This window comes from Dongia soli (assembly GCF_034044715.1).
In the GTDB taxonomy this organism is placed as follows: Bacteria; Pseudomonadota; Alphaproteobacteria; order Dongiales; family Dongiaceae; genus Dongia_B; species Dongia_B soli.
Genome location: NZ_JAXCLW010000001.1, coordinates 681,578 through 702,529, shown reverse-complemented (window position 1 = coordinate 702,529; position 20,952 = coordinate 681,578). Strand labels below are relative to the sequence as shown.

Here is a 20,952-nt window from a genome sequence, read left to right as displayed (position 1 = left end):
AGCTCATCCTTTCCAAAAGTCCCGCGCTAGACATCTGCGCCGGGGGCGGATTCTGAAATCCTCAGATGCTGAAATCGAGCCGTGCTTGCGCGTCGGTGCGGATGCCGGCCTGCTGCGCCTTCTGGCACAGATCCTCCAGCGTCACGGCATCCAGCTCGTCGAGCATCTTCTGTTGCAGGTCGCGCCAGAGAGGGCGGACCACTTCGAGACCGACGCGCGACCCGCTGGCGGTTTCGATCGGGTCGGGCGTGCCTTCAAACTGCCGAACCGCCCGCACGATCTCGCCGATATTGATGCGGCGACGCTCGCGACCCAGCAGATAGCCGCCGCGCGGGCCGCGATGGCCGGCGAGAATACCGCTGCGCACCAGATGCTGCAGCACTTGTTCGAGATAGCGGCGCGGAATGCCCTGCCGACTGGAAATATCCCCGCTTTGCACCGGTTGCGAGCCGCCGTGATAGGCAATGTCGAGGACGGCTTCGATGGCGAAAAGCAGGCGTTTAGATGGATGCAGCACGATCGTCTTCCATTCCGATGTTAGAAAGTGCCCTATCAATGAGCATCAGCGGGCGGCCGTCCCGGTCGAGCCGAAACCACCGCTCCCGCGTTGCGTTTCTTCGAGTGTTTCGCCCTGCTCGCGCCAAACCAATTGGCTGACCGGCGCCAGGATCATCTGCGCGATGCGTTCGCCGCGCTGGATCGTGAAGCTCTTATCACCCAGATTGATCAGGATGACACCGATTTCCCCGCGATAATCGGCATCAATGGTGCCGGGACTGTTCAGCACCGTGATACCGTGTTTAAGGGCGAGACCGGAGCGCGGCCGAACCTGCGCTTCGTAGCCAGCGGGGAGAGCAACCTGCAACCCGGTCGGCACCAGTTTCCGCTCGCCGGGCGCAAGATCGATGGCGCCGTCGATTGCCGCCGTGAGATCGAGCCCCGCCGCCTGGGCCGTGGCATAAGCCGGCAGCGGCAGATCGGCCGCATGCGGCAGGCGGCGGACGGAAACGGCAATCTCGTTCATTCACTGGCTCCGGGTCGATGGGCTTGGTGCGTTGTTGTCGAGACCGTCTCGGCGATGCGCTGGGCGAGGCGGTCGGCGATTTCCAGTTTGCTCATGCGCGGCCAGGCTTCGGCGCCGCTGCGGGTGATCAGATGGACAAGGTTGCTGTCGCCGCCGAATGTGCCGCTGCCGCTACTGACATCATTGGCGATGATCCAGTCGCAGCCTTTACGGGCGAGTTTGCCCTGGGCGTGTTCGATCAGCTTCTCGGTTTCGGCGGCAAAGCCGATGACGAGTTTCGGGCGCTTCGCACCGGCGGCGGCAAGGCCGGCCAGAATGTCGGGATTCGTCGCAAGCTGAAGTGTTGGCGCGCTTCCGCTGCCATCCTTCTTCAGTTTCTGGTCGCTGGCATCGGCGACCCGCCAATCGGCGACGGCGGCGGCGCAAACCGCGATATCGACGGGCAAGGCTGCTTCGCAGGCGCCAAGCATCTCACGGGCGCTTTCGATGTGATGCACCGTGACACCGAGCGGATCGGGCTCGCGGGTCGGGCCGCTCACCAGAATGGTCTCGGCGCCCAGACGGGCCAAAGCGGCGGCGATGGCGTGACCTTGCTTGCCGGAAGAGCGGTTGGCGATATAGCGCACCGGATCGATCGGCTCGTAAGTGGGGCCCGACGTAACAAGGGCACGTTTGCCCTGCAGCGGGGCTTTGCGCAGCCCGAGCAGATTGCCGACTGCCGCCAGGATATCCGCCGGTTCGGCCATGCGGCCAGATCCCACCTCGCCGCAGGCGAGATCGCCTTTGCCGGGACCCACCAGTTGAATGCCGCGCTGGCGCAAAGTGGCGATATTCGCCTGGGTCGCGGCATTGGCCCACATCTGCACATTCATGGTAGGCGCGATCAGGACCGGCTTGTCGGCCGCGAGCAAAGCGGTACTGGCGAGATCATCGGCCAGACCATGGGCCATTTTGGCGATGAGATCGGCGCTCGCCGGGGCGACGAGGATCAGATCGGCCTCGCGGACCAGGCGGATATGCCCCATTTCGCTCTCATCGGTCAGCGAGAACAGATCCTGATAGACCTTGTTTTCGGTGAGGGCCGCCACCGAAAGCGGCGTCACGAATTGCGCGCCGCCGGCTGTCAGGATCGTGCGGATGTCCAGTCCCGCTTCACGGCCGCGGCGGATGAATTCCAGCATCTTATAGGCCGCGATGCCGCCCGCGATGACCAGCAGCAGTTTCTTGCCATGCAATCCGGAAGGGGCCATTGCTGCACCTGAATTCCACAGTTACGTATCGTATTTACTGTGGAATAGGCGCCGATACAAGGGTGTACAAGAGGGCTTTGGCCGGACGGTAACTCGGCGCCACCAGTTCTAACGCCGCCCGCCTGCCAGTTGCCGGGCCATCGGGCTGCGGCGGAGACGATACATGGCCCAGATGCCCACCGCCGGTCCGGGCGCCAGGGCAAGGAAGACCCAGCGCCAGCCCGCTGCGCCGGCCAGCCAGGGCAACAGATGGATGGTGATCATGCTCAGCAGAAAACCGGCGCAGGTCTGGATGGTCAGCATGGTGCCGACATGTTCGCGCTCGGCAAGTTCAGTGATGCTGGCGGAAAATTGCGGTGAATCGGCGACGACGCTGATGCCCCAGATGACGCAAAGAAGCAGCAGCCAGCCCGGCGCGACAGCGAAGAACAGGCCGGCCAGGCAGCAGCAGGTGCCGCTTACCAGAAGTGCTGCGATCGTCACAGAAGTGCGGCCCCAGCGATCGGCGCACCAGCCGCCGATCAGGCAACCGGCCGCACCGGCCCCAAGGGTGACGAAGGTGCCGAGGCGCGCCCAATAGGCCGCCTCCGGTCCGGGCATGGCGTTGCGGAAACTGGCTTCAAGGAAAACCGTCATCCAGGCCCACATGGCATAGAGTTCCCACATATGGCCGAGATAACCGAGATTGGCGAGGCGCAGGCCGGGCGAGCGCCAGGCTTCGAACACCATGCGGATATGGAACACGCGCATCGGCGGCAGATTGGGACCGAGGCCGGCCATCTGGATCAGCAGGGCCGCCAGCCCCGCGGCAACGGAAGTCAGCGCCAGGGGCCAGCGCCAATCGAAAGCGGCAATGCCCGAAGAGCCTGCTGCTTCGATGGCATTGATCAGATGCGGCGAGGCCGAGCCCAAGGTCAAGGCGCCGACCAGCAATCCAACCAGGAAGCCGAGATCGCTTCTGCCTTGCTTGTCCGGCGCCGCCCAGGTCGCTGCCAGCTTCATGCCAATCGGATAGATGCCGGCCATGCAGATGCCGGTCACGAGCCGCAAGGCCAGCGCCAGGATGGAACCCATCGGCACCGCCAAGAGGGCGGCATTGGCAAGTGCTGCGACGAGGCAGGAGGCGGTGAACAGGCGGCGCGGATCGATCCGGTCGGCAAGGCCGAGACTGGCGCTCAGCAACGTGCCGATCACGAAGCCAGCTTGTACGGCGCTGGTGAAGAAGGAGGCCTGGAGCGTGTCGATGATGGCAGCTTGGCGCAACACCGGGACGATGGCGGTCGCCGAGAACCACAGCGAGAGGGCCAGCACTTGAGCGACGGCCAGGATCGTCAGTGACCACCATTTGCCGCGCTGCATGGGCGCCCTCACCTCAGCCGGGTTACCGCGCTGCCGGCGGGAAAGTCACGGCAATGGTGGTGCCCTGGTCCAGGATGCTGGAAATCGACAACTTGCCGCCATGCAGCTCGGCAAGCCGCGCCACATTGGGCAGGCCCAGACCGGCACCGCCTTGTACCTGGCGCGCCGCCACCTGGCTGAAAGGATCCATGGCGAGGCGCTGCTCATCCTGCGTCATGCCGCGGCCGCTATCGGTCACTTCCACCAAGCCGGCGCCGTCGGCTTGCGTGGTCAGCTGGACATCGACACGGCCGCCGGCGGGTGTGAACTTCACTGCATTAGAGAGAAGATTGAGGAGGATCTGGCGCAGCGCAAGATCGTCGGCATAGAGCTTGGCATCAATCTCGACATGAAGATCGATGACAAGGCCTTTCTCTGCCGCTTGCGCCGTCACCATGTCGAGGCAGGATTCCGCGATTGGCCGGAAGCTCAATTGGCGCGGCTCGATCTTCCGCTTGCCGGTTTCGATCCGCGCGCGATCCAGGATGTCGCGGATCATGCCGAGCAGGAGGGATCCGCTGGCATGGATGTTCTCGACATAATCCCGGTAGTGACGGTTTTCGATCGGTCCCCAGACTCCCTGCCGCATCATATCGGCAAAGCCGATGATGGCGTTCAGCGGTGTCCGCAGATCATGGCTCGTGCTGGCCAGCAGCATCGTCTTGTTAAGGCTGGCTTCCTCGGCCGCGCGCCGTTCGCAGAACAGCGCCACGATGGTCAGCACATTCATGGTCAGGAGGACGATGAGCAGGCCGGCCAGTTGCAGCGGATTGATCACATTCTGCGCATGGAACGGGCCGAGGGAGGCGGCCGTGCCGGCCATGGCGATGACCGAGACCAGCGAGGCCAGGGTATAGGCCGCGCTGAGCGAGGTGCGCAAGGCGATCCAGGATAGCGGCACGACGAGCAGGAAGGGCACCAGCGTGTAGAGCGTCATCGGTAGCGGGGGCAGCGCGAAAAGCACCAGGCTGATCACGGCAACGGCGCCCCAGACGACGACATCGCCGCGTTCGAATTTGCGCCGTGCGCCCCGCGGCATGCGTTCTGCGCCGAGCCAGAGCAGCAAAGTCGGGGCAAAGCTCAGCGTGCCGCCGCTATCGCACAGCCACCAGCTCAGCCAAGTCCGGTAGGCCGCGTTGAAATCATAAGGTGTCGCAAGGCTTAAGGCAAAAGTGCCGACGCTCGCGGTCAGCGCGGGATGCAGCACGACTGCCAGCAGGACGAAGATGACGACGCCGGAAAAGCGGTTGAAGAAACCGTCTCTGGGGCGCAGGTAGCGCATCAAAGCGGCACAGAAGATCGGACCCAGGGAATTGCCAAGCGAGATGATGCCGGCAATCAGGGCGGGCGAATCGAAATCCAGGTAATTGATTAGGAACGAGCCCAGAAACAAGCCGGGAAAGAGGCGCGGACCGCCGATTACGGCGCCCACCATGGCGACGCTGGCCGGCAACCAGATCGGCGCAGGAAAGAGGCCGTAAGCGGCGAAATACTGGCCCACGGCGCAGCCCAGCGCATAATAGGCGGCCATGGCAGCGAGATTGGCACCGATCCAATAGAGCAGGCTGTTCCTGGCCTCGACATCGGCCGGCCCGTCGCTGGAGGCAACGCTCAGCCCAACCCGCCTTTTGGGCGTTGTCTCGGGTAGTTTGTCGAGTTCCTGCATCGACTGCTCCAAACGGCGCCCCCTGGGCAGCACGTAATCCTCTGAATACCGCTTATATTAGGTGCCAGCTCTTAAAGAGCTGATAACTCGGCGCTCACCGGCTGAACAGCAGGCCGGCCGCTAAAATCGCGATGATCAGCCACAGATACCAATTTGATCCGGTGCGGGTAATGACCTGCAATGCTTCCGGATCGAGCTTCAGCCCGCCTTCCGATAAATGGCCGACCAGACGATCCAGGTTGCGCATCACCGCCGGGAAACGGCGGGTTACATGCAGGAATTCTTCCGCTGCGCTCACCAGCCGGGCCTCGGGCCCGCGATTCTCCCGCATCCATTGCTCGATCAGCGGCTGCGCCAGTGTCCAAATATTCAGTTCGGGATTGAGCCGCCGGCTGACCCCTTCGGCCATCAGCATGTTCTTTTGTAGCAGCAGCAATTGCGGCTGCACTTCCATGTCGAAGCTTTCGGCTATGCTGAATAGCTGGCCGAGGACGCGGGCGAAGGAGATATCCTGCAGCGGCCGGCCGTGGATCGGCTCGCCGATCGATCGCAGCGCCAGCGTGAATTCGTCCAGCGGCTGCTTCTGGCTGAGATAACCGGCATCGAGATAGATCTCGGCAACCCGGCTATAATCGCGTTCCAGGAAGGCGAGCAGCATATCTGCCAGGAAGAATCGGGTCGGCTTGTCGAGCCGGCCCATGATGCCGAAATCCACCACCTGGATTGCACCGTCCAAGCCGACCGACATGTTGCCCGGATGCTGGTCGCCGTGGAAATAGCCGTCGCGGAAGGCCTGGTTGAAGAAGATTGCCGCCGCTTTATCCAGCACCGCATCGACGCTGAGGCCAGCGGCCAGCATGGCGGCGCGGTCATCCATGGGAATGCCGACGAGGCGCTCTTGCGTCATGACGCGACGACCGGTGCGCCGCCAGTCGATCTCTGGCACCCGGTAGGTCGGGTCGCCATCGAAATTCTGCCGCAGCTCGGCGGAGGCTGCGGCTTCAAGTCGCAGGTCCATTTCGATACGCACAGTCGCAGCGAAAGTCTGCACCACCTCGACCGGCTTCAACCGCTTGAAGCGCGGCTGCGTACGTTCGATCACCGAGGCAATCCACAAAAGCAGCTCGATGTCTCGCTGGAAGGCGGCTTCGATTTCCGGCCGCAGCACCTTCACCGCCACAGGCCGTCCTTCCGGCCAGTCCGGATCGGGCAAAGTCACCGCATAATGCACTTGGCTGATGGAGGCGGCGGAAACCGGCTCGTCTTCGAATCGGGCGAAGAGCACGCCAATCGGCTGGCCGAGTTCCGTCTCGATCGTGGCCCGCGCCTGGAACGCACTGAAGGCGGGCAGCTGATCCTGCAGCTTGGCCAGATCTTCGGCCACCTGTTCGCCCAGCAGGTCGGAGCGGGTGGATAAGACTTGGCCGAGCTTGATGAAAGCAGGACCGAGTTCGCTCAATGCCGCGGCCAGCCGTTCGCCGGGGCGCATGTCCCGGCCATTGACGTCACGCGGGGTGCGGCCGAAGAACATTCGGACCAGAAACAGCAGGAACGGGGCGAGGCCGACGCCGGCAAGCGCCTCTTCGAAGGGCGCGAGCGCTCCGTGCCGCGCGAAGATGACGGCGATCCGGGACAGGCGGATCAGCGATTTCAGGCTGCGCAGCATCAGGTCAGATCCGCCAGCCCGAATGCAGGGCGGCAATGCCTCCCGTCAGATTGCGGTATTTCACCTGTTGGAACCCGGCCGCGGTCATTGCGCCAGCCAGCGCATCCTGGGCGGGAAAACGGCGGATCGATTCGACCAGATATTGATAAGAATGCCGATCGCCCGCCACCTTGCTGCCCAGCCAGGGCAGCACCTTGAAGGAATAGAGATCGTAGAGCTTGGCCAAGGCCGGCAGGGCGACATGGGAGAATTCCAGGCAGAGGAAGCGGCCACCCGGCCGCAGCACGCGATAGGCATCCCGCAATCCCTGTTCCAGATCGCCGACATTGCGCAGGCAAAAGGCGATCGTATAGGCGTCGAACCGCATATCGGGGGCGGGCAGGCTTTCCGCATTGCCGGAAACCCAGCTCAGCCCGCCGAGACGTCCCTGGTCGATCGCCCGGTCGCGCCCGACCGCCAGCATGGCGGGTGTAAGATCGCAGACGGTGACATGCGCGCCTGGCGCCCGGTCGAGAATGCGAAAAGCGATATCGCCGGTGCCGCCGCCGACATCGATAAACTGCTGGCCCGGCCGCGGCGCCAGCCAATCGATCATCGAGGACTTCCACAGCCGGTGGATGCCGCCAGACATCAGGTCGTTCATCAGATCGTATTTGCCGGCGACCGAATCGAAGACGCCGCGAACGAGTTCTGTCTTGCGGGTGGCGCTCACACGCTCGAAACCGAACCAGGTTTCCTGGCGATCTGGAGGGCCGTCAGGGCGATGTGGTTCAAAGGGGCGAGGAGACATGGCGGGTGGATCGACACGACTTTGTTGTTGCATGGCAGCAACATAGCCCGGTGCGAGCAGCATTGCCAGTGCTCCGCACGCGGCGGCTGCAAGGCGCCGCCGCTGACTGCATAACGGCGCCCATCCAGCGAGGGCCTCAGATCACTTCCGCGCGGTCGCGCTCCAATCCGGCCAGCAGGGCCGTCAACTGCGGGCCGATGCGGCGCAGCTCCTCCAAATGCACCGAGGACATCCGGGCGAGCAGATCCTGGGCCGATGCCGTGAGCGACAGCAGGACGCGGCGGCGATCTGTCTCATCCGTTTGGCGTTGCACCAGGCCGAGCGCTTCCAGACGATCGGTCAGCTCAACTGCGCTGTGATGCTTGACCAACAGATGATCGGCCAATTCGCTGATGGTTATCAGCCCGTCGCCGGGCTTGCCCATGATCGACAGGAGCGCCTGATGCTGTTGCGGCGTCAGGCCGAAATCGCGCGCGGCACGCTGGCTGAAATCCAGGAAGCGGCGCAGATAATAGCGGAATTCCGCCAGGGCTTCGTAGTCGGCCTTGACCAATAACCGGTCGGCCCCGACCCGGCGGACCGCGGCTCCTTTGCGGGTCTGCCCCGCTCCCCCTCTGTCCGATGTGGTCATACCTGCATCTCCACTCGCTGCTACCCGCCCGATGATAAGTCAACTTCCTGGTAAACGACCGGCGCCCTTGCGGATATCCCGCCGCGGATAGCCAGCGATATCCGGAGAAAACGCCAGGGTGAATACCAGGCATGAGCCCCAGGCAGGCCAAATTCGCGCCCGGCTGCTTGAACTTATATCGTATAGCGATATAAATGCTGCATTGCATCGGTCCCGGTTTCCTTGATCCGGCGCGCCGGCCGCACATGCCAGTTGGTAACGGAAGAGAAAGCGTGCTGTCGGGTTGCCGCGCAATGGCCGATCCGGCAATCCCAGGAAAGTTCAATCATGCAAAATCCGACTCCCACCTTCCAGGCCGATCGGGGCGCCGGCCGGTCCCCCAATCGGACCCCCGGCACTGACCGATTGGCTGCTGCCGGCCGCACCGTCCATCTCGGCGATTTTACCGCCGACCGGCGGGTCCTGATGCTTATGCTCATGGCGGTTGTCGTCGGCATCGGCGGCGTCGCCGCTGCCTGGGTGCTGACCCGACTGATCTATATCTGCACCAATCTCGCCTATCACCGCACCTTCAGTTACACGCCGGTCGATTTTTCGGCCCTCGATCTTGGGCCGGCTTCCATCCTGATCCCCGTGATCGGTGGGTTGATCATCGGTCTGATGGCGCGGTTCGGCTCGGAAAAGATTCGCGGTCACGGCATTCCCGAGGCGATCGAGGCAATCCTCTTCGGCAAAAGCCGCATGGATCCGAAGATCGCCGTGCTGAAGCCGCTTTCTTCGGCCATCTCCATCGGGTCGGGTGGTCCCTTCGGCGCCGAGGGCCCGATCATCATGACCGGCGGGGCGATCGGCTCGCTCTTCGCCCAGATGTTTCATCTCAGCGCCGCCGAGCGGAAGACGCTGCTGGTGGCCGGCGCCGCCGCCGGCATGACGGCGATCTTCGGCACACCGATCGCCGCGGTTCTGCTGGCCATTGAATTGCTGCTGTTCGAATGGAAGCCGCGCAGCTTCCTGCCGGTGACGGTGGCGGTCCTGGTCTCGGCAATGCTGCGGGATCTGGTGATGGATGCGGCGCCGCTCTTTCCCGTCGCCGACACGGTCGGTGTCACCTGGCCGCATTTTGCCGCCGGGATCGGCATCGGCCTTGTCGCCGGGCTTGGCGCAGGCATCCTCACCCTGGCGCTTTACGGCATCGAGGATCTGTTCGGCAAACTGCCCGTCCATTGGATGTGGTGGCCGGCGATCAGTGGCGTGGTGGTCGGGATCGGCGGCCTGATCGATCCGACCGCGCTCAGCGTGGGCTATGTGAATATCCGCCATATGCTGCAAGGCGATATGGTGCTGCAGGCGGCGGCGCTGTTGCTGGCGATCAAGGCGGTTATCTGGATCGTCGCGCTGGGTTCCGGCACCTCGGGCGGTGTGCTCGCGCCATTGCTGATGATCGGCGGTGCGCTCGGTTATCTCCTGGGCGCCGTGGTTCCCGGCATCGATCCCGCGTTTGGCGCTCTCCTCGGCATGTCGGCGATGATGGCGGGCGCGATGCGGGCGCCCCTGACCTCGGCCATGTTCGCGGTCGAGCTGACGGGCAATTTCACCGCCCTGGTACCGCTGCTGGCGGCCTGCGGCTGCGGCTATGCGGTCACGGTGCTGTTGCTGAAGCGTTCGATCCTGACCGAAAAAATCGCGCGTCGCGGCCATCACATCCTGCAGGAATACGGCATCGATCCCTTCGATGTCGTTCGTGCCAAGGACATCATGACCGCCACGGTAGAAACCCTGCCGGCCAGCATGCCGGTCAAGGACGCAATCGCCTTTTTCGGCCGGGCCGGGAGCGTGCATAAAGGCTATCCGGTGGTCGATGCCGGCGGCCGCGTCATCGGCATCATGACCCGGGCCGATGCGCTAAGCTGGGCGGATGACACCGACCTTGCCGCTTGCCCCTTGTCGGAGGCCTTGTCGGATGCGGGGCTGGTCGTCGGCTATCCGCAGGATCTGGTGGGCCACCTGGCGGACCGGATGGCGGAAAGCGATACCGGCCGTATCCCCATCGTCGAACCGGCGACGGGCAAGCTGTTGGGGCTGGTTTCCCGGCGGGACCTGCTGCGGGCACGCGCCCAAGGCAGGCATGCGGAGCGGGATCGGGCGGCCTATCTGCTGCGCCGCGAAGCGGAGCAGATCCGCGTTCCCAGTGAGTTGGGACGGTAGCAAAGGGGGCGATAAGCCCTTTCCAAGCGGAGCTCGACCGGCTTATCTAGCGGCGCACTGTCGGAAAACCGGCGATGTGGGAAAGATAGCCATGCCTGAATTGCCTGAGGTCGAAACTGTTTGCCGCGGCCTTGCCATGCGGATGGTGGGAAAGCGCTTCACCCGGGTCGAACAGCGACGGCCCGATCTGCGCTTTCCTTTGCCGCTGGATTTTCCCGCACGCCTCAAGGATCGCCGGGTCCTGGCGGTCCGGCGGCGGGCCAAATATCTGTTGATCGACCTCGATGACGGCCACGTCATCCTCGGCCATCTCGGCATGTCCGGCCGCATGCTGGTCAGCGACAGCCGTCCGCCGGCTTTGGAAACCCATGATCACCTGATTTTCGAATTGGAAGACGGCGCCTGCATCCGTTTCAACGATGCGCGGCGGTTCGGCATGATGGATCTGGTGCCGCTGGCCGAGCTGGAGAGCCATAAACTGCTCCGCGATCTCGGCCCCGAACCGCTCGGCAACGATTTCAACGGACCGGCGCTGGCTGCCGCCCTCAAGGGCAAGAAGACGCCCATCAAAAGCGCCATTCTCGATCAAAAAGTGGTGGTCGGCGTCGGCAATATCTATGCCTCGGAATCGCTGTTCCGTGCCGGCCTGTCGCCAAAGCGGCTGGCCGCGACGGTTCAGGGCGACCGCGCCGAGCGGTTGGCCCGGGCCATCAGGGATGTGCTGGTCGACGCCATCGCGGCAGGCGGCTCCTCGCTGCGGGATTACGTGCAGGCAGATGGCGAGCTGGGTTATTTCCAGCATCAATGGAAAGTCTATGACCGCGAGGGACAGGCTTGCCCGGGCTGCGACTGCAACTTCGCCAAGACCGGTGGCGTCCGGCGGCTTACGCAAGGGGGCCGCTCGACATTCTATTGCTCGCGCCGCCAGCGATAGGGAGATTGATAAGTTTTTTCTATTGATTGCATATATGTAATCATTTAGATTTATCTAATGCAAATCGTATCCTGGCCATCCGAAAGGAAAACTCGTGATGGCCGAAAGTTATTCTTCTCCTGTTTCTGCTTCCCCCGGCATTCAGTTGCCGGCTGCGGTGCCGGGCCTGGTCCTGGCGACGCTGATCGCCGTCTTTGCCGAGACCTTGCATCGCTATCCGGGTCTCGACCGCTTCAATCCGATGATTCTCGCCATGCTGATTGGTCTCGGATTCAGCGTCCTGATCGGCACACCGGCGCATTGCCGGGCGGGCACGGGATTCGCCGCGCGCACATTGCTGCGCTGGGCGATCGCCCTGCTCGGGCTGCAACTGGCACTCACGCGGCTCGGCGATCTCGGCTGGAGCGGCATTCTGCTGATCCTGCTGGTGGTGCCGGCGACTTTCTCGGTAACGGTGCTGCTGGGCCGCTGGCTCGGCGTGCCGCGGGAGCTGCGCTATCTGATCGCTTTCGGCACCTCGATCTGCGGCGCATCTGCGGTAATGGCCGGCAATACCGTGGTCAAGGGCTCGGAGGACGAAGCGGCTTACGGCATTGCCTGCGTCACCATCTTCGGCACTGCGGCCATGCTCCTCTATCCCTTGGTGCCTGGGCTGCTGGGCCTCAATGTCGATCAATTCGGTCTCTGGGCCGGGGCGACGATTCACGAAATCGGCCAGGTTGTCGCCGCCGGCTATCAGCACGGCACGATCAGCGGCGATATGGCGACCCTGGCGAAATTATCGCGCGTCCTGCTGTTAGCGCCGGTCGTGATGACGGTCGGCCTGATTTTCCGCCGCCACGTCCAACCCCGTCCCCAAGCGGATGCCGTCCGCAATTCGGCTTCCGGCCGGATCGCCCTGCCATGGTTCATTCTGGTTTTCGTTGTCCTGGCGGGGATCAACAGCCTCGGGCTGGTGCCGCAAGCCGTGCAGCACGCGGCGCCGGACGTCACCGGTTTCATGATGGCGGTCGCGCTGGGCGCGATGGGGCTGAACACGGATGGGCGCAAATTGCTGCGCCGTGGCTGGCGGCCCCTATTGCTGGGTTTTCTCGCCAGCTTGTTCATCGGCGCTTTGGGCCTGCTGCTGGTCGTGGTCCTGCCCTGAGAAGAACTGTGGGCTTTTCCGGGGACGCCCCATGACGCTGGAGCAGCTACGGATCTTCCTGGCGGTTGCGGAGCGCCAGCATATGACGCGGGCGGCCGAAGCGCTCAATCTGACGCAACCCGCCGTCAGTGCTGCGATCGCCGCCTTGGAAGATCGCCACGGCCTGCCGCTATTCCATCGCATCGGCCGGCATATTGAGTTGACGCCCGCGGGCGGGTTGCTGATGACGGAAGCCCAGGCGATCCTGCGGCGGGTTGCCGAAGCCGAGCGAGCACTTGGTGAATTGCGGGAATTGCGGCGCGGCCACTTGACCCTCGCCGCCAGCCAGACTGTCGGCAATTACTGGCTGCCGCCGATCATGTCGGCATTCCGGCGGCAATTCCCCGCCATCACCTTGGATCTGGTGATCGGCAATACCGAGCAGGTTGCCGTGGCCGTCAAAAACGGCGCTGCCGAATTGGGCATTGTCGAAGGCCTCGTCACGGAGGCGCAATTCGAGCAACTGGCCCTGCCGGGCGACAGTTTGCTGCTGGTCGCCGGCACGCAGCATCCCTGGACCCGGCTGCAGCAGGGCCGATCATATCGCGATGTCGTCACAAGCGAGGCTTTGCGCAATGTCGATTGGGTGTCGCGCGAACAGGGTTCCGGCACGCGCCAGGTGATGGAAACGGTTCTCGCAGATCTTGGCCTCGATCCGGCAAAGTTACGTCTCACGCTGGAGCTGCCGAGCAACGAAGCAGTACGCTTGGCGGTGGAAGCCAATGCAGGACTCACGGTGATGTCGGATCTCGCAGCGGAGGTCGGCATTGCGCAAGGGCGGCTGGTTGCCTGGCCGCTGCCGGAGGCGGAACGTGCCTTCCGATTGCTGCGCCATCGCGATTATCACCGCAGCAAGGCGGCGGCCGCCTTCATGGATCTGATCGCCGAACGGCGCGCGGGGGCAGCGGCCTCCTGAAGGCCCATCTCCCGAAGCTGACAAACTTGTCATGGCTAAGCTATTGTCCGCCTTCGGCCTTCCGAGCTACAACAACCCCTCACCGCAAGGGAGTTGCCGCCATGAACCCGTTCGGGAAATGCAAGCTTATCCGCCGGCTGATGCTGGGTTTGTTCCTGCTGGCGCCCTTGCCGGCCTTTGCAGTCGAATATCTGACCGCGATCACCGATCTTCCGCTGGCCGCCGGCCTGGTCGAGCAAAAGGAGAAGACCACGGTCTTCGATGCGCCGGTCGGCAAGATCGTCACCGCCTATGCCAGCGGCACCGTCAAGGCGGATGATGTGCGGGAATTCTACGATACGACCCTGCCCCAGCTCGGCTGGCAACAGGCGGCCAGCGGCACCTTTCACCGCAAGGCGGAAACCTTGAAGATCGATGTGCTGGGCGGCCAGGGCGGCGGCCCGGTCAATGTCAGCTTCACCCTCTCCTCCGAAAGCAAGTGAGCCAGCATGACTTATGAAAACATCCTGGTGGCCCGCGACGGCCGCGTCGGCATTATCACGCTCAATCGACCCAAAGCGCTCAATGCGCTGTGCGATGCATTGATCGACGATCTTGGCGGGGCGCTGGACGAGTTCGAGGCGGATGAGGGAATCGGCGCGATCATTCTGACCGGCAGCGAGAAGGCCTTCGCCGCCGGCGCCGACATCAAGGAAATGAAGGACCGTTCCTTCATGGATGTCTATCTCAGCGACTTCATCACCAAAGGCTGGGAGCGGGTGGCAAGCTGCCGCAAGCCGGTCATTGCCGCGGTGGCCGGCTTCGCGCTCGGCGGCGGCTGCGAAGTTGCCATGATGTGCGATATCATCATCGCGGCGGAGAATGCCAAATTCGGCCAGCCGGAAATCACACTCGGCATCATCCCGGGTGCCGGCGGCACGCAGCGCCTCACCCGTGCCTTGGGCAAGGCCAAGGCGATGGATCTGGTGCTGACCGGCCGGATGATGGACGCCGCCGAGGCGGAACGCTGCGGTCTGGTCTCGCGCATCGTGCCGGCGGAAAAGCTGATGGAAGAAGCGCTCGCGGTCGCCGGCAAGATCGCCTCGATGTCCCTGCCGATCACGCTTTTCGCCAAGGAATCAGTCAATCGCGCTTTTGAGACCAGTCTGGCCGAAGGCCTGCGCTTCGAGCGCCGGATGTTCCATGCCGCCTTCGCCACCGAAGACCAGAGCGAAGGCATGAGCGCTTTTGCCGAGAAGCGGCCGGCGCAGTTCAAGCATCGATAATCCGGAGCGAGCTTCGGTCCTGAGAGGGCACTGCCGACGACGCCGGAATCGATGCCGGCAGCGGCGCGGTTCAGGCCGAATGAATTCAGGGGGCGATCGGCCAAAGAGCCATGCGACTGTCAAGATGAACCCCTACGGTCGCGCGGGCGCCGGATTGATCGCGCCGAACAGACGCCGGATTTCTCTTTCGTCCTGACGCTGGGCGGCAAAAACATGATTCTGCCGCCTTACGGCGCCGTCATGCAGTGATCGGCGCGGCGCTCGAAACTGCGCTGTCAGCGGCCCGGCCGGCACGGGGCGCCATCTTGCCCAATACCCGGGTCGAGGACGGCATAACGCCTCGGCAATGATCTCGATTTTGGTGACGGCTGAAAAGAGAACCGGCGCAGGTCGGGGGTGAGGGGTGGGACCTGCGCCGGCCACAGTCCCATGGCCGGGGCCGGCCATGGGGCATTCGATCGGATCGTCATCTGCCGCTGGCGGTCAGATGGCTGGGGGTGATCCGATCTCCAGGGAACTCAAGAACCAGTTCTCCAGTCGTTAGGCGTTACGCATCCGCCAGTTTGACGGCGATGAACAATTCCTGGCCGCGATGATTCACCAACATCATGACGACATCCTGTCGGTTTGCCTTCGCTTCCTTGGTCATTTGCCGCAGCTGTTCCGGCTTGCTGACCTCGTGATCGCCGATGCGCTCGATGATGTCGCCGGTGCTGACACCTTGTGCGGCCAGCGGGCTGTCTTCGTCGATATCGGTGACAACCACGCCCTTGGCATTGTCATCGAGGTTGAACTCACGCCGGGTATCGGCATTGACCGGAGCGAAGCTGGCGCCGAGAGAAGCGACCGCGACACCGCCTTGATCGGCCGCCTGGTTGTCGCCGTTATCCTCATCCGTCGACGCGACTTTCTCTTCGGCCTTCAATTTGCCGATCACCACGGAAACACGCTGCATCTCGTGGTTGCGCCAGACCGTCAACTCGACCTTGGTCTCCGGCCGGGTGTTGGCCACCAAGCGGGGCAGGTCACGCATATCCTCGACTGTCTGCCCGTTATAGGAAACCACCACATCGCCGGGCTTCAGGACCTTCGCGGCGGGACCCTCGGGTTGCACGCCAGCCACCAGCGCACCCTGGGTTTCCTGCAGGCCCATCGCCTTGGCAAGATCCGGCGTCACTTTCTGAATCTGCACGCCGAGCCAGCCGCGTTCGACGCTGCCATGTTCGCGCAGGGCTTCGATGACCGGCTTCGCCATGTTGGATGGAATGGCAAAGCCGATGCCGACGCTGCCGCCATTGGGTGAGGCGATTGCCGTATTGATGCCGATTACCTCGCCGTTGGTGGAGAAGGTCGGGCCGCCGGAATTGCCCTGATTGATTGCTGCATCGATTTGCAGGAAGTCATCGAACGGGCCTTCATTGATGTCACGGCCACGCGCCGAGACGATGCCGGCCGTCACCGTACCGCCCAGGCCGAATGGATTGCCCACGGCCATGACCCAGTCGCCGACGCGCTCTTTATCGGAGTCGCCGAAAGTGACGAAAGGCAGCGACTGCTTGGCATCGATCTTCAGCACGGCCAAGTCGGTCTTGGGATCGGTGCCGACCAGCTTGGCCGGATATTGCTTGCCGTCGGTAGTGGTGACCTCGATATCGCTCGCGTCATCGATCACATGGTTATTGGTGACGACATAGCCACTGGCATCGATGATGAAGCCCGAGCCCAGCGACATGACCTTGCGGTTGGGGTGATGCTGCCGTTGCTGGTCCATGAAGGGGCGGAACAAGTCGTCGAAGGGCGAACCCTTGGGGAACTCGAACGGCATGGCTTGCTGGCCTTCCGCTTCGGCTATTTTATGGCTGGACGAGATATTGACGACGGCCGGGGTCACCTTCGCCGCAAGATCGGCAAAGCTGTCAGGCGCGGGATAGGCTTCTGCCTGGCCGAGCAGGGCGAGGCTGGCGAAAGAACCCGCGGCCAGAGCTGCGGCAAGGCGCTTGGCGCGGCGTCCGGATGATGACGGTGGTTTCATGTGCGAAGCCGAGTCCGGGCTGAGCCCCGATTCGGTACGGCAGAAAGTTTTTGAGATGAGCGACATTGATCGATTTTCCTTTTTCTTCAAGCGGCACTACCGTATCGGCCAGAGGATCAATTAGCCCTGGGGCGACGGTCCGCGGAGTTCGATGACAGGCGCTTCATCCGCGCCCTGATTGGTAAGTTGGAAGCTCTCGGTAACGTACCTATGTCGCTGTGCAAGGAATTTGGTAACGGAGTTTCGACGCTGCCAGAGCCTGTTACAATCGGTTACACTTTTGCCGTCGCGCCTCCTGGTGAGGAGTGACCAGACTGTTGGTCGCGGCGATTAACGATTGCCGGTTCTCATCTTAGGGCTCATGGAAGTTCCGAGGAGCCAGAGTTGCGGAACCGTATTGGAATGCCATATCTGAAAACTTGTCGCGCAGCGGAACATGCCTACTGAACCCAGCAGCCACGTCCTGATCGTCGATGACGACCGCGAAATCCGCGATCTCCTGTCGCGCTTTCTGGTCAAGCATAACTACCGCGTCTCAACCGCAGCCGATGGCCGCGAAATGCGGCGCGTGATGAATGATGCCCGTATTGACCTGATCGTGCTCGACGTCATGCTGCCGGGTGAAACGGGCCTGACCCTTTGCGGCCAGGTGCGCGCCAGTTCGAAAGTGCCGATCGTCATGCTGACGGCGGTGGCGGAAGATACCGACCGTATCATCGGTCTCGAACTCGGTGCCGACGATTATCTCGCCAAGCCGTTCAACCCCCGCGAATTGCTGGCGCGCATCCGGGCCGTCCTGCGCCGGGTCGAAGAACGCGATGGGGTCGCCCCGGCTGACGGCGAGGTCCCGCCGGTTCTAAATTTTGCCGGCTGGAAGCTCGATCTTGCCCGCCGGATCTTAACCAATCCTGATGGCCAGCCGGTGGAGCTTTCCACCGGTGAATATGATTTGCTGGTGGCTTTCGCGGAACGGCCGCAGCGTGTGCTCAGCCGCGACCGGCTGCTCGATCTCGCCAAGGGGCGCGCCGCCGTCGCCTTCGATCGCAGCATCGATGTGCAGGTGGGGCGATTGCGCCGTAAGATTGAAGCAGATCCCGCGGTTCCTCAACTCATCACCACGGTGCGCGGCGGCGGCTACATGTTTACACCCAGCGTGACGAGAGGTTAGAACCGCCGCATGCGCCGCTTCCTGCCGGACAGCATCGTCGACTGGCTGATGGTCATTGTCGTCACCGGGATTTGTGCCTCGCAATTGGCAACGACGCTCTTCCACAACATCAACCGCAATGAAGCGATCACGGCGCTGGAGGATGTCCGCGCCGCCGAGCGCATCGCCTCGATCGTTGCTTTCCTGGAAAATACCGCACCCATCCTGCGCCGCGGCGTCGCCACCGCGATCAGCCGCTCATCGCTCTATGTAACGACCAGCAACCACAGCGCAGTGCCGGATACAAAGGCGCCGGACCGACGCTGCGCCCGCTTGCGCGATGTCGTGAAAGCGCGACTGGTCGATATCCATTGGCGCCAGGTGAGGGTCAATTACGCGCCGCAGCCGGCCGATCAGGATCACTGGTTTCGGCGGCTGTGGCCAGGGCTTTGGGGCAGCGACCAGGACCGCACCAGCCAGATCCTGGACCGCCAGTCGAACGAACGGCGGTTCCGGGTCGCGATTCAATTGCTGGATGATACCTGGTTGAATTTCGACGTCGCAGCGGTCAGCTCGTTGCCGATTGCGTCCTGGGATCTCATCCTGTCGATCCTGGCGACATTGGCGGTCGCGATCGCGCTTTGCCTATTCCCGGTTTATCGCCTGACGCGACCGCTGGCTCGTCTCACCAAGGCGGCGGAGACAATGGGGCGCGGTAATCTTGACACGCCGCTGCCGGAGACGGGATCGGTCGAGGTGCGGCGGGCCGCACATGCCTTCAATGAAATGCAAGCCCGCATCCGCCGGTTGGTCGATGGCCGAACGCAGATGATTGCAGCGATTTCCCACGATCTGCGGACGCCCATCACCCGGTTGCGATTGCGGGCCGAATTCGTCGACGATCCGGAAGCGCAGCAGCGCATGCTGTCCGATCTGGACGAGATGGAAGCGATGATCCGCTCGACGCTCGCTTTCGCCCGGGAAGACAGCGACCGCGAAGCACCGGTGCAATTCGATCTTGCCCAACTTCTCGGCGAAATGACCTTCGACCTGCCTGATGTAACTTTGCTGCCGGTGCCGCCGGGCGATTATCAGATGCTGGGCCGGCCGCTGGCCCTGCGACGCTGCTTCGGCAATCTGATCGACAATGCCATCAAATACGGACAGCGGGCCGAGATCAGCTTAACACCGCGCCCGACGGCGATTATGGTCACGATCGACGATTTCGGCCCCGGCATCCCGCCGGATCAGCGCGACCTTGTCTTCCGTCCCTTCTATCGGGTGGAAGCCTCACGCAACCGGAACAGCGGCGGCACTGGATTGGGCCTGGCCATTGTCCAGAGCATCGTTCTGACACATGGTGGCGAAATCAACCTCGGCGACCGGCCCGGCGGGGGCTTGCGCGTTACCCTGCGCCTGCCCCGCTGAATTAAGCAGCATTATTCAGCGGCACGTTCGCCCAGCCGCTTCGGTGCCTCGGCCTTGCCGGCAGCCAGAGCCGCGTGCTGACGTTCCCAGTCGAACATATAGTCGCGGGTCATCGGCACGGCATGAATGCCGCGGCTCATCTGAATCTGGAACACCATGTTGAAGTCATACCGGAAGGAGAGCTCGCTGCCGATCAGATAGAACTCCCACATGCGGCAAAAACGCTCGTCATAGAGCGACCGGATCTTGTCGCGCACGGCGTTGAAATTGTGCCGCCAGTTTTTCAGGGTTTCGGCGTAATGCAGCCGCAACACTTCGATATCGGTGACCCACAGCCTAGTCTTTTCGATGACGGGCAAGACTTCCGACAAAGCGGGACTGTAGCCGCCGGGGAAGATGTATTTGCGCAGCCACGGATTGGTATAGCCGGGACCGTCACGGCGGCCGATCGCATGCAGCAGAGCGACGCCGTTCTGCTTCAGCAATTGCTGCACCTTGTCGAAGAACTCGCCGTAATGTTTCACGCCGACATGCTCGAACATGCCGACCGAGACGATGCGGTCATATTGCGTGGTCTCATGCCGGTAATCCTGCAGCTTGAAGGTCACGCGGTCGCTCAAGCCGGCGGCTTCGGCGCGTGCCTTGGCGACTTCGAGCTGTTCCTTGGACAGGGTGACGCCGGTCACGCGCACATCCGCCGTCTTGGCAAGAAACATGCCGAGGCCGCCCCAGCCGCAGCCGATATCCAGCACATGCTGGCCCGGCTGTAACAGGAGCTTCGATGCGATATGGCGCATCTTCGCTTGCTGGGCATGAGGAAGCGTGGTTTCCGGGGTAGCGAAATAGGCGCAGGAATATTGCATGCTCTCATCGAGGAATTGCTCGAAGAGCTGGCGCGACAAATCGTAATGATGCGCTACATGTTCGCGGGCCACACCAATGGGATTGTTCTGATGCCACCAGCGCAGCAGTTTTTGGATTCCGCCGGTCAATCGCTGCAGGGCGATCGATTGCGTCTGATCGGTGCTGGCCATACAGATGTCGAGAAGGTCGTAGAGTGTTCCCTCCTCGATAGTCAGCCTGCCATCCATATAGGCTTCGCCCAGCTTCAGCCACGGATTGAAGAAAAGGGCGCGGTCCGTCGCGGCATCATGAATGCGCACAATCACGCGCGGGCCGGCTCCGCCCTCGATAAGATGCCGGCGGCCTCGATGGTCAATTAAGGTGACCTGGCCCCGATTGAGACCAGCTCGCAGCAAGCGTTCGAACATCCCCATTCGCTCCTTGCGTTACGATTCACACGATTGTCGCTTTTGGCAATTCGCCCCCGAACTGGCCCATGGGCGACAATCACTCTCGTAGTTTGGAATAATTCAAATATCGGCCGATGGGCCCTGTCAATGATCCATTAACG

General features: G+C 62.8%; 19 protein-coding genes. 8 read left to right on the top strand and 11 right to left on the bottom strand.

The genetic code is table 11. The features are described from left to right. Positions 1-61 precede the first annotated feature (61 nt). The 9 genes from SMD27_RS03130 to SMD27_RS03090 all read right to left on the bottom strand — a co-directional run bounded on the left by SMD27_RS03130 (position 62) and on the right by SMD27_RS03090 (position 8,754). Complete coding sequence (locus SMD27_RS03130; RefSeq protein ID WP_320506870.1) at positions 62-517, bottom strand: RrF2 family transcriptional regulator; 456 nt, start codon at positions 515-517, stop codon at positions 62-64. 45 nt (positions 518-562) lie between these two features. Then, positions 563-1,024 (bottom strand): dUTP diphosphatase, encoded by a 462-nt coding sequence (dut, locus tag SMD27_RS03125; RefSeq protein ID WP_320506869.1) that lies wholly within the window; start codon positions 1,022-1,024, stop codon positions 563-565. Beyond that, positions 1,021-2,274 (bottom strand): bifunctional phosphopantothenoylcysteine decarboxylase/phosphopantothenate--cysteine ligase CoaBC, encoded by a 1,254-nt coding sequence (gene coaBC / locus SMD27_RS03120; RefSeq protein ID WP_320506868.1) that lies wholly within the window; start codon positions 2,272-2,274, stop codon positions 1,021-1,023. The genes dut and coaBC overlap by 4 nt, the downstream gene beginning before the upstream one ends. A gap of 108 nt (positions 2,275-2,382) precedes the next feature. Next, positions 2,383-3,633: an MFS transporter gene (locus SMD27_RS03115; protein WP_320506867.1), complete on the bottom strand. Its 1,251-nt coding sequence runs from the start codon at positions 3,631-3,633 to the stop codon at positions 2,383-2,385. A 22-nt stretch (positions 3,634-3,655) separates the two neighbouring features. Continuing rightward, positions 3,656-5,338, bottom strand: coding sequence for an ATP-binding protein (locus SMD27_RS03110; RefSeq protein WP_320506866.1), 1,683 nt, complete (start codon positions 5,336-5,338; stop codon positions 3,656-3,658). A gap of 94 nt (positions 5,339-5,432) precedes the next feature. Further along, complete coding sequence (ubiB, locus tag SMD27_RS03105) at positions 5,433-7,004, bottom strand: 2-polyprenylphenol 6-hydroxylase (protein WP_320506865.1); 1,572 nt, start codon at positions 7,002-7,004, stop codon at positions 5,433-5,435. Between the two features lie 4 nt (positions 7,005-7,008). Next, positions 7,009-7,794 carry a class I SAM-dependent methyltransferase gene (locus tag SMD27_RS03100; protein ID WP_379991200.1) on the bottom strand — a complete coding sequence of 262 codons (786 nt, stop codon included), beginning with the start codon at positions 7,792-7,794 and terminating at the stop codon, positions 7,009-7,011. A gap of 136 nt (positions 7,795-7,930) precedes the next feature. Then, entirely contained in the window at positions 7,931-8,425 is a 495-nt protein-coding gene (locus SMD27_RS03095; RefSeq protein ID WP_320506863.1) for a MarR family winged helix-turn-helix transcriptional regulator, read from the bottom strand. 173 nt (positions 8,426-8,598) lie between these two features. Then, entirely contained in the window at positions 8,599-8,754 is a 156-nt protein-coding gene (locus SMD27_RS03090; RefSeq protein WP_320506862.1) for a hypothetical protein, read from the bottom strand. Here SMD27_RS03090 and SMD27_RS03085 point away from each other — a divergent pair. From SMD27_RS03085 to SMD27_RS03060, 6 genes are all read left to right on the top strand, one after another. Next, positions 8,753-10,630: a chloride channel protein gene (locus SMD27_RS03085; protein WP_320506861.1), complete on the top strand. Its 1,878-nt coding sequence runs from the start codon at positions 8,753-8,755 to the stop codon at positions 10,628-10,630. The two genes, SMD27_RS03090 and SMD27_RS03085, sit on opposite strands and share 2 nt — an antisense overlap. A 91-nt stretch (positions 10,631-10,721) precedes the next feature. Continuing rightward, positions 10,722-11,564, top strand: coding sequence for a bifunctional DNA-formamidopyrimidine glycosylase/DNA-(apurinic or apyrimidinic site) lyase (mutM, locus tag SMD27_RS03080; RefSeq protein ID WP_320506860.1), 843 nt, complete (start codon positions 10,722-10,724; stop codon positions 11,562-11,564). A 97-nt stretch (positions 11,565-11,661) separates the two neighbouring features. Beyond that, positions 11,662-12,711: a YeiH family protein gene (locus SMD27_RS03075; protein WP_320506859.1), complete on the top strand. Its 1,050-nt coding sequence runs from the start codon at positions 11,662-11,664 to the stop codon at positions 12,709-12,711. Positions 12,712-12,742: 31 nt separating this feature from the next. Further along, positions 12,743-13,666 (top strand): LysR substrate-binding domain-containing protein, encoded by a 924-nt coding sequence (locus tag SMD27_RS03070; protein ID WP_320506858.1) that lies wholly within the window; start codon positions 12,743-12,745, stop codon positions 13,664-13,666. 101 nt (positions 13,667-13,767) lie between these two features. Further along, on the top strand, positions 13,768-14,148 hold the full coding sequence (locus SMD27_RS03065; RefSeq protein WP_320506857.1) for a hypothetical protein: 381 nt from the start codon (positions 13,768-13,770) through the stop codon (positions 14,146-14,148). A 6-nt stretch (positions 14,149-14,154) separates the two neighbouring features. Continuing rightward, positions 14,155-14,931, top strand: coding sequence for an enoyl-CoA hydratase (locus SMD27_RS03060; protein ID WP_320506856.1), 777 nt, complete (start codon positions 14,155-14,157; stop codon positions 14,929-14,931). A 547-nt stretch (positions 14,932-15,478) separates the two neighbouring features. On the opposite strand, the gene SMD27_RS03055 is transcribed toward SMD27_RS03060, so the two are convergent. Continuing rightward, positions 15,479-16,963, bottom strand: coding sequence for a DegQ family serine endoprotease (locus SMD27_RS03055; RefSeq protein ID WP_320506855.1), 1,485 nt, complete (start codon positions 16,961-16,963; stop codon positions 15,479-15,481). A 436-nt stretch (positions 16,964-17,399) separates the two neighbouring features. On the opposite strand from SMD27_RS03055, the gene SMD27_RS03050 reads away from it, so the two are divergent. Both SMD27_RS03050 and SMD27_RS03045 read left to right on the top strand, forming a co-directional pair. Further along, positions 17,400-18,131, top strand: coding sequence for a response regulator (locus SMD27_RS03050; RefSeq protein ID WP_320506854.1), 732 nt, complete (start codon positions 17,400-17,402; stop codon positions 18,129-18,131). A 9-nt stretch (positions 18,132-18,140) separates the two neighbouring features. Further along, on the top strand, positions 18,141-19,538 hold the full coding sequence (locus tag SMD27_RS03045; RefSeq protein ID WP_320506853.1) for an ATP-binding protein: 1,398 nt from the start codon (positions 18,141-18,143) through the stop codon (positions 19,536-19,538). A gap of 11 nt (positions 19,539-19,549) precedes the next feature. Here the strand turns inward: SMD27_RS03045 and SMD27_RS03040 are convergent, their stop codons facing one another. Continuing rightward, complete coding sequence (locus SMD27_RS03040; protein ID WP_320506852.1) at positions 19,550-20,809, bottom strand: cyclopropane-fatty-acyl-phospholipid synthase family protein; 1,260 nt, start codon at positions 20,807-20,809, stop codon at positions 19,550-19,552. Between the last annotated feature and the right edge of the window lie 143 nt (positions 20,810-20,952).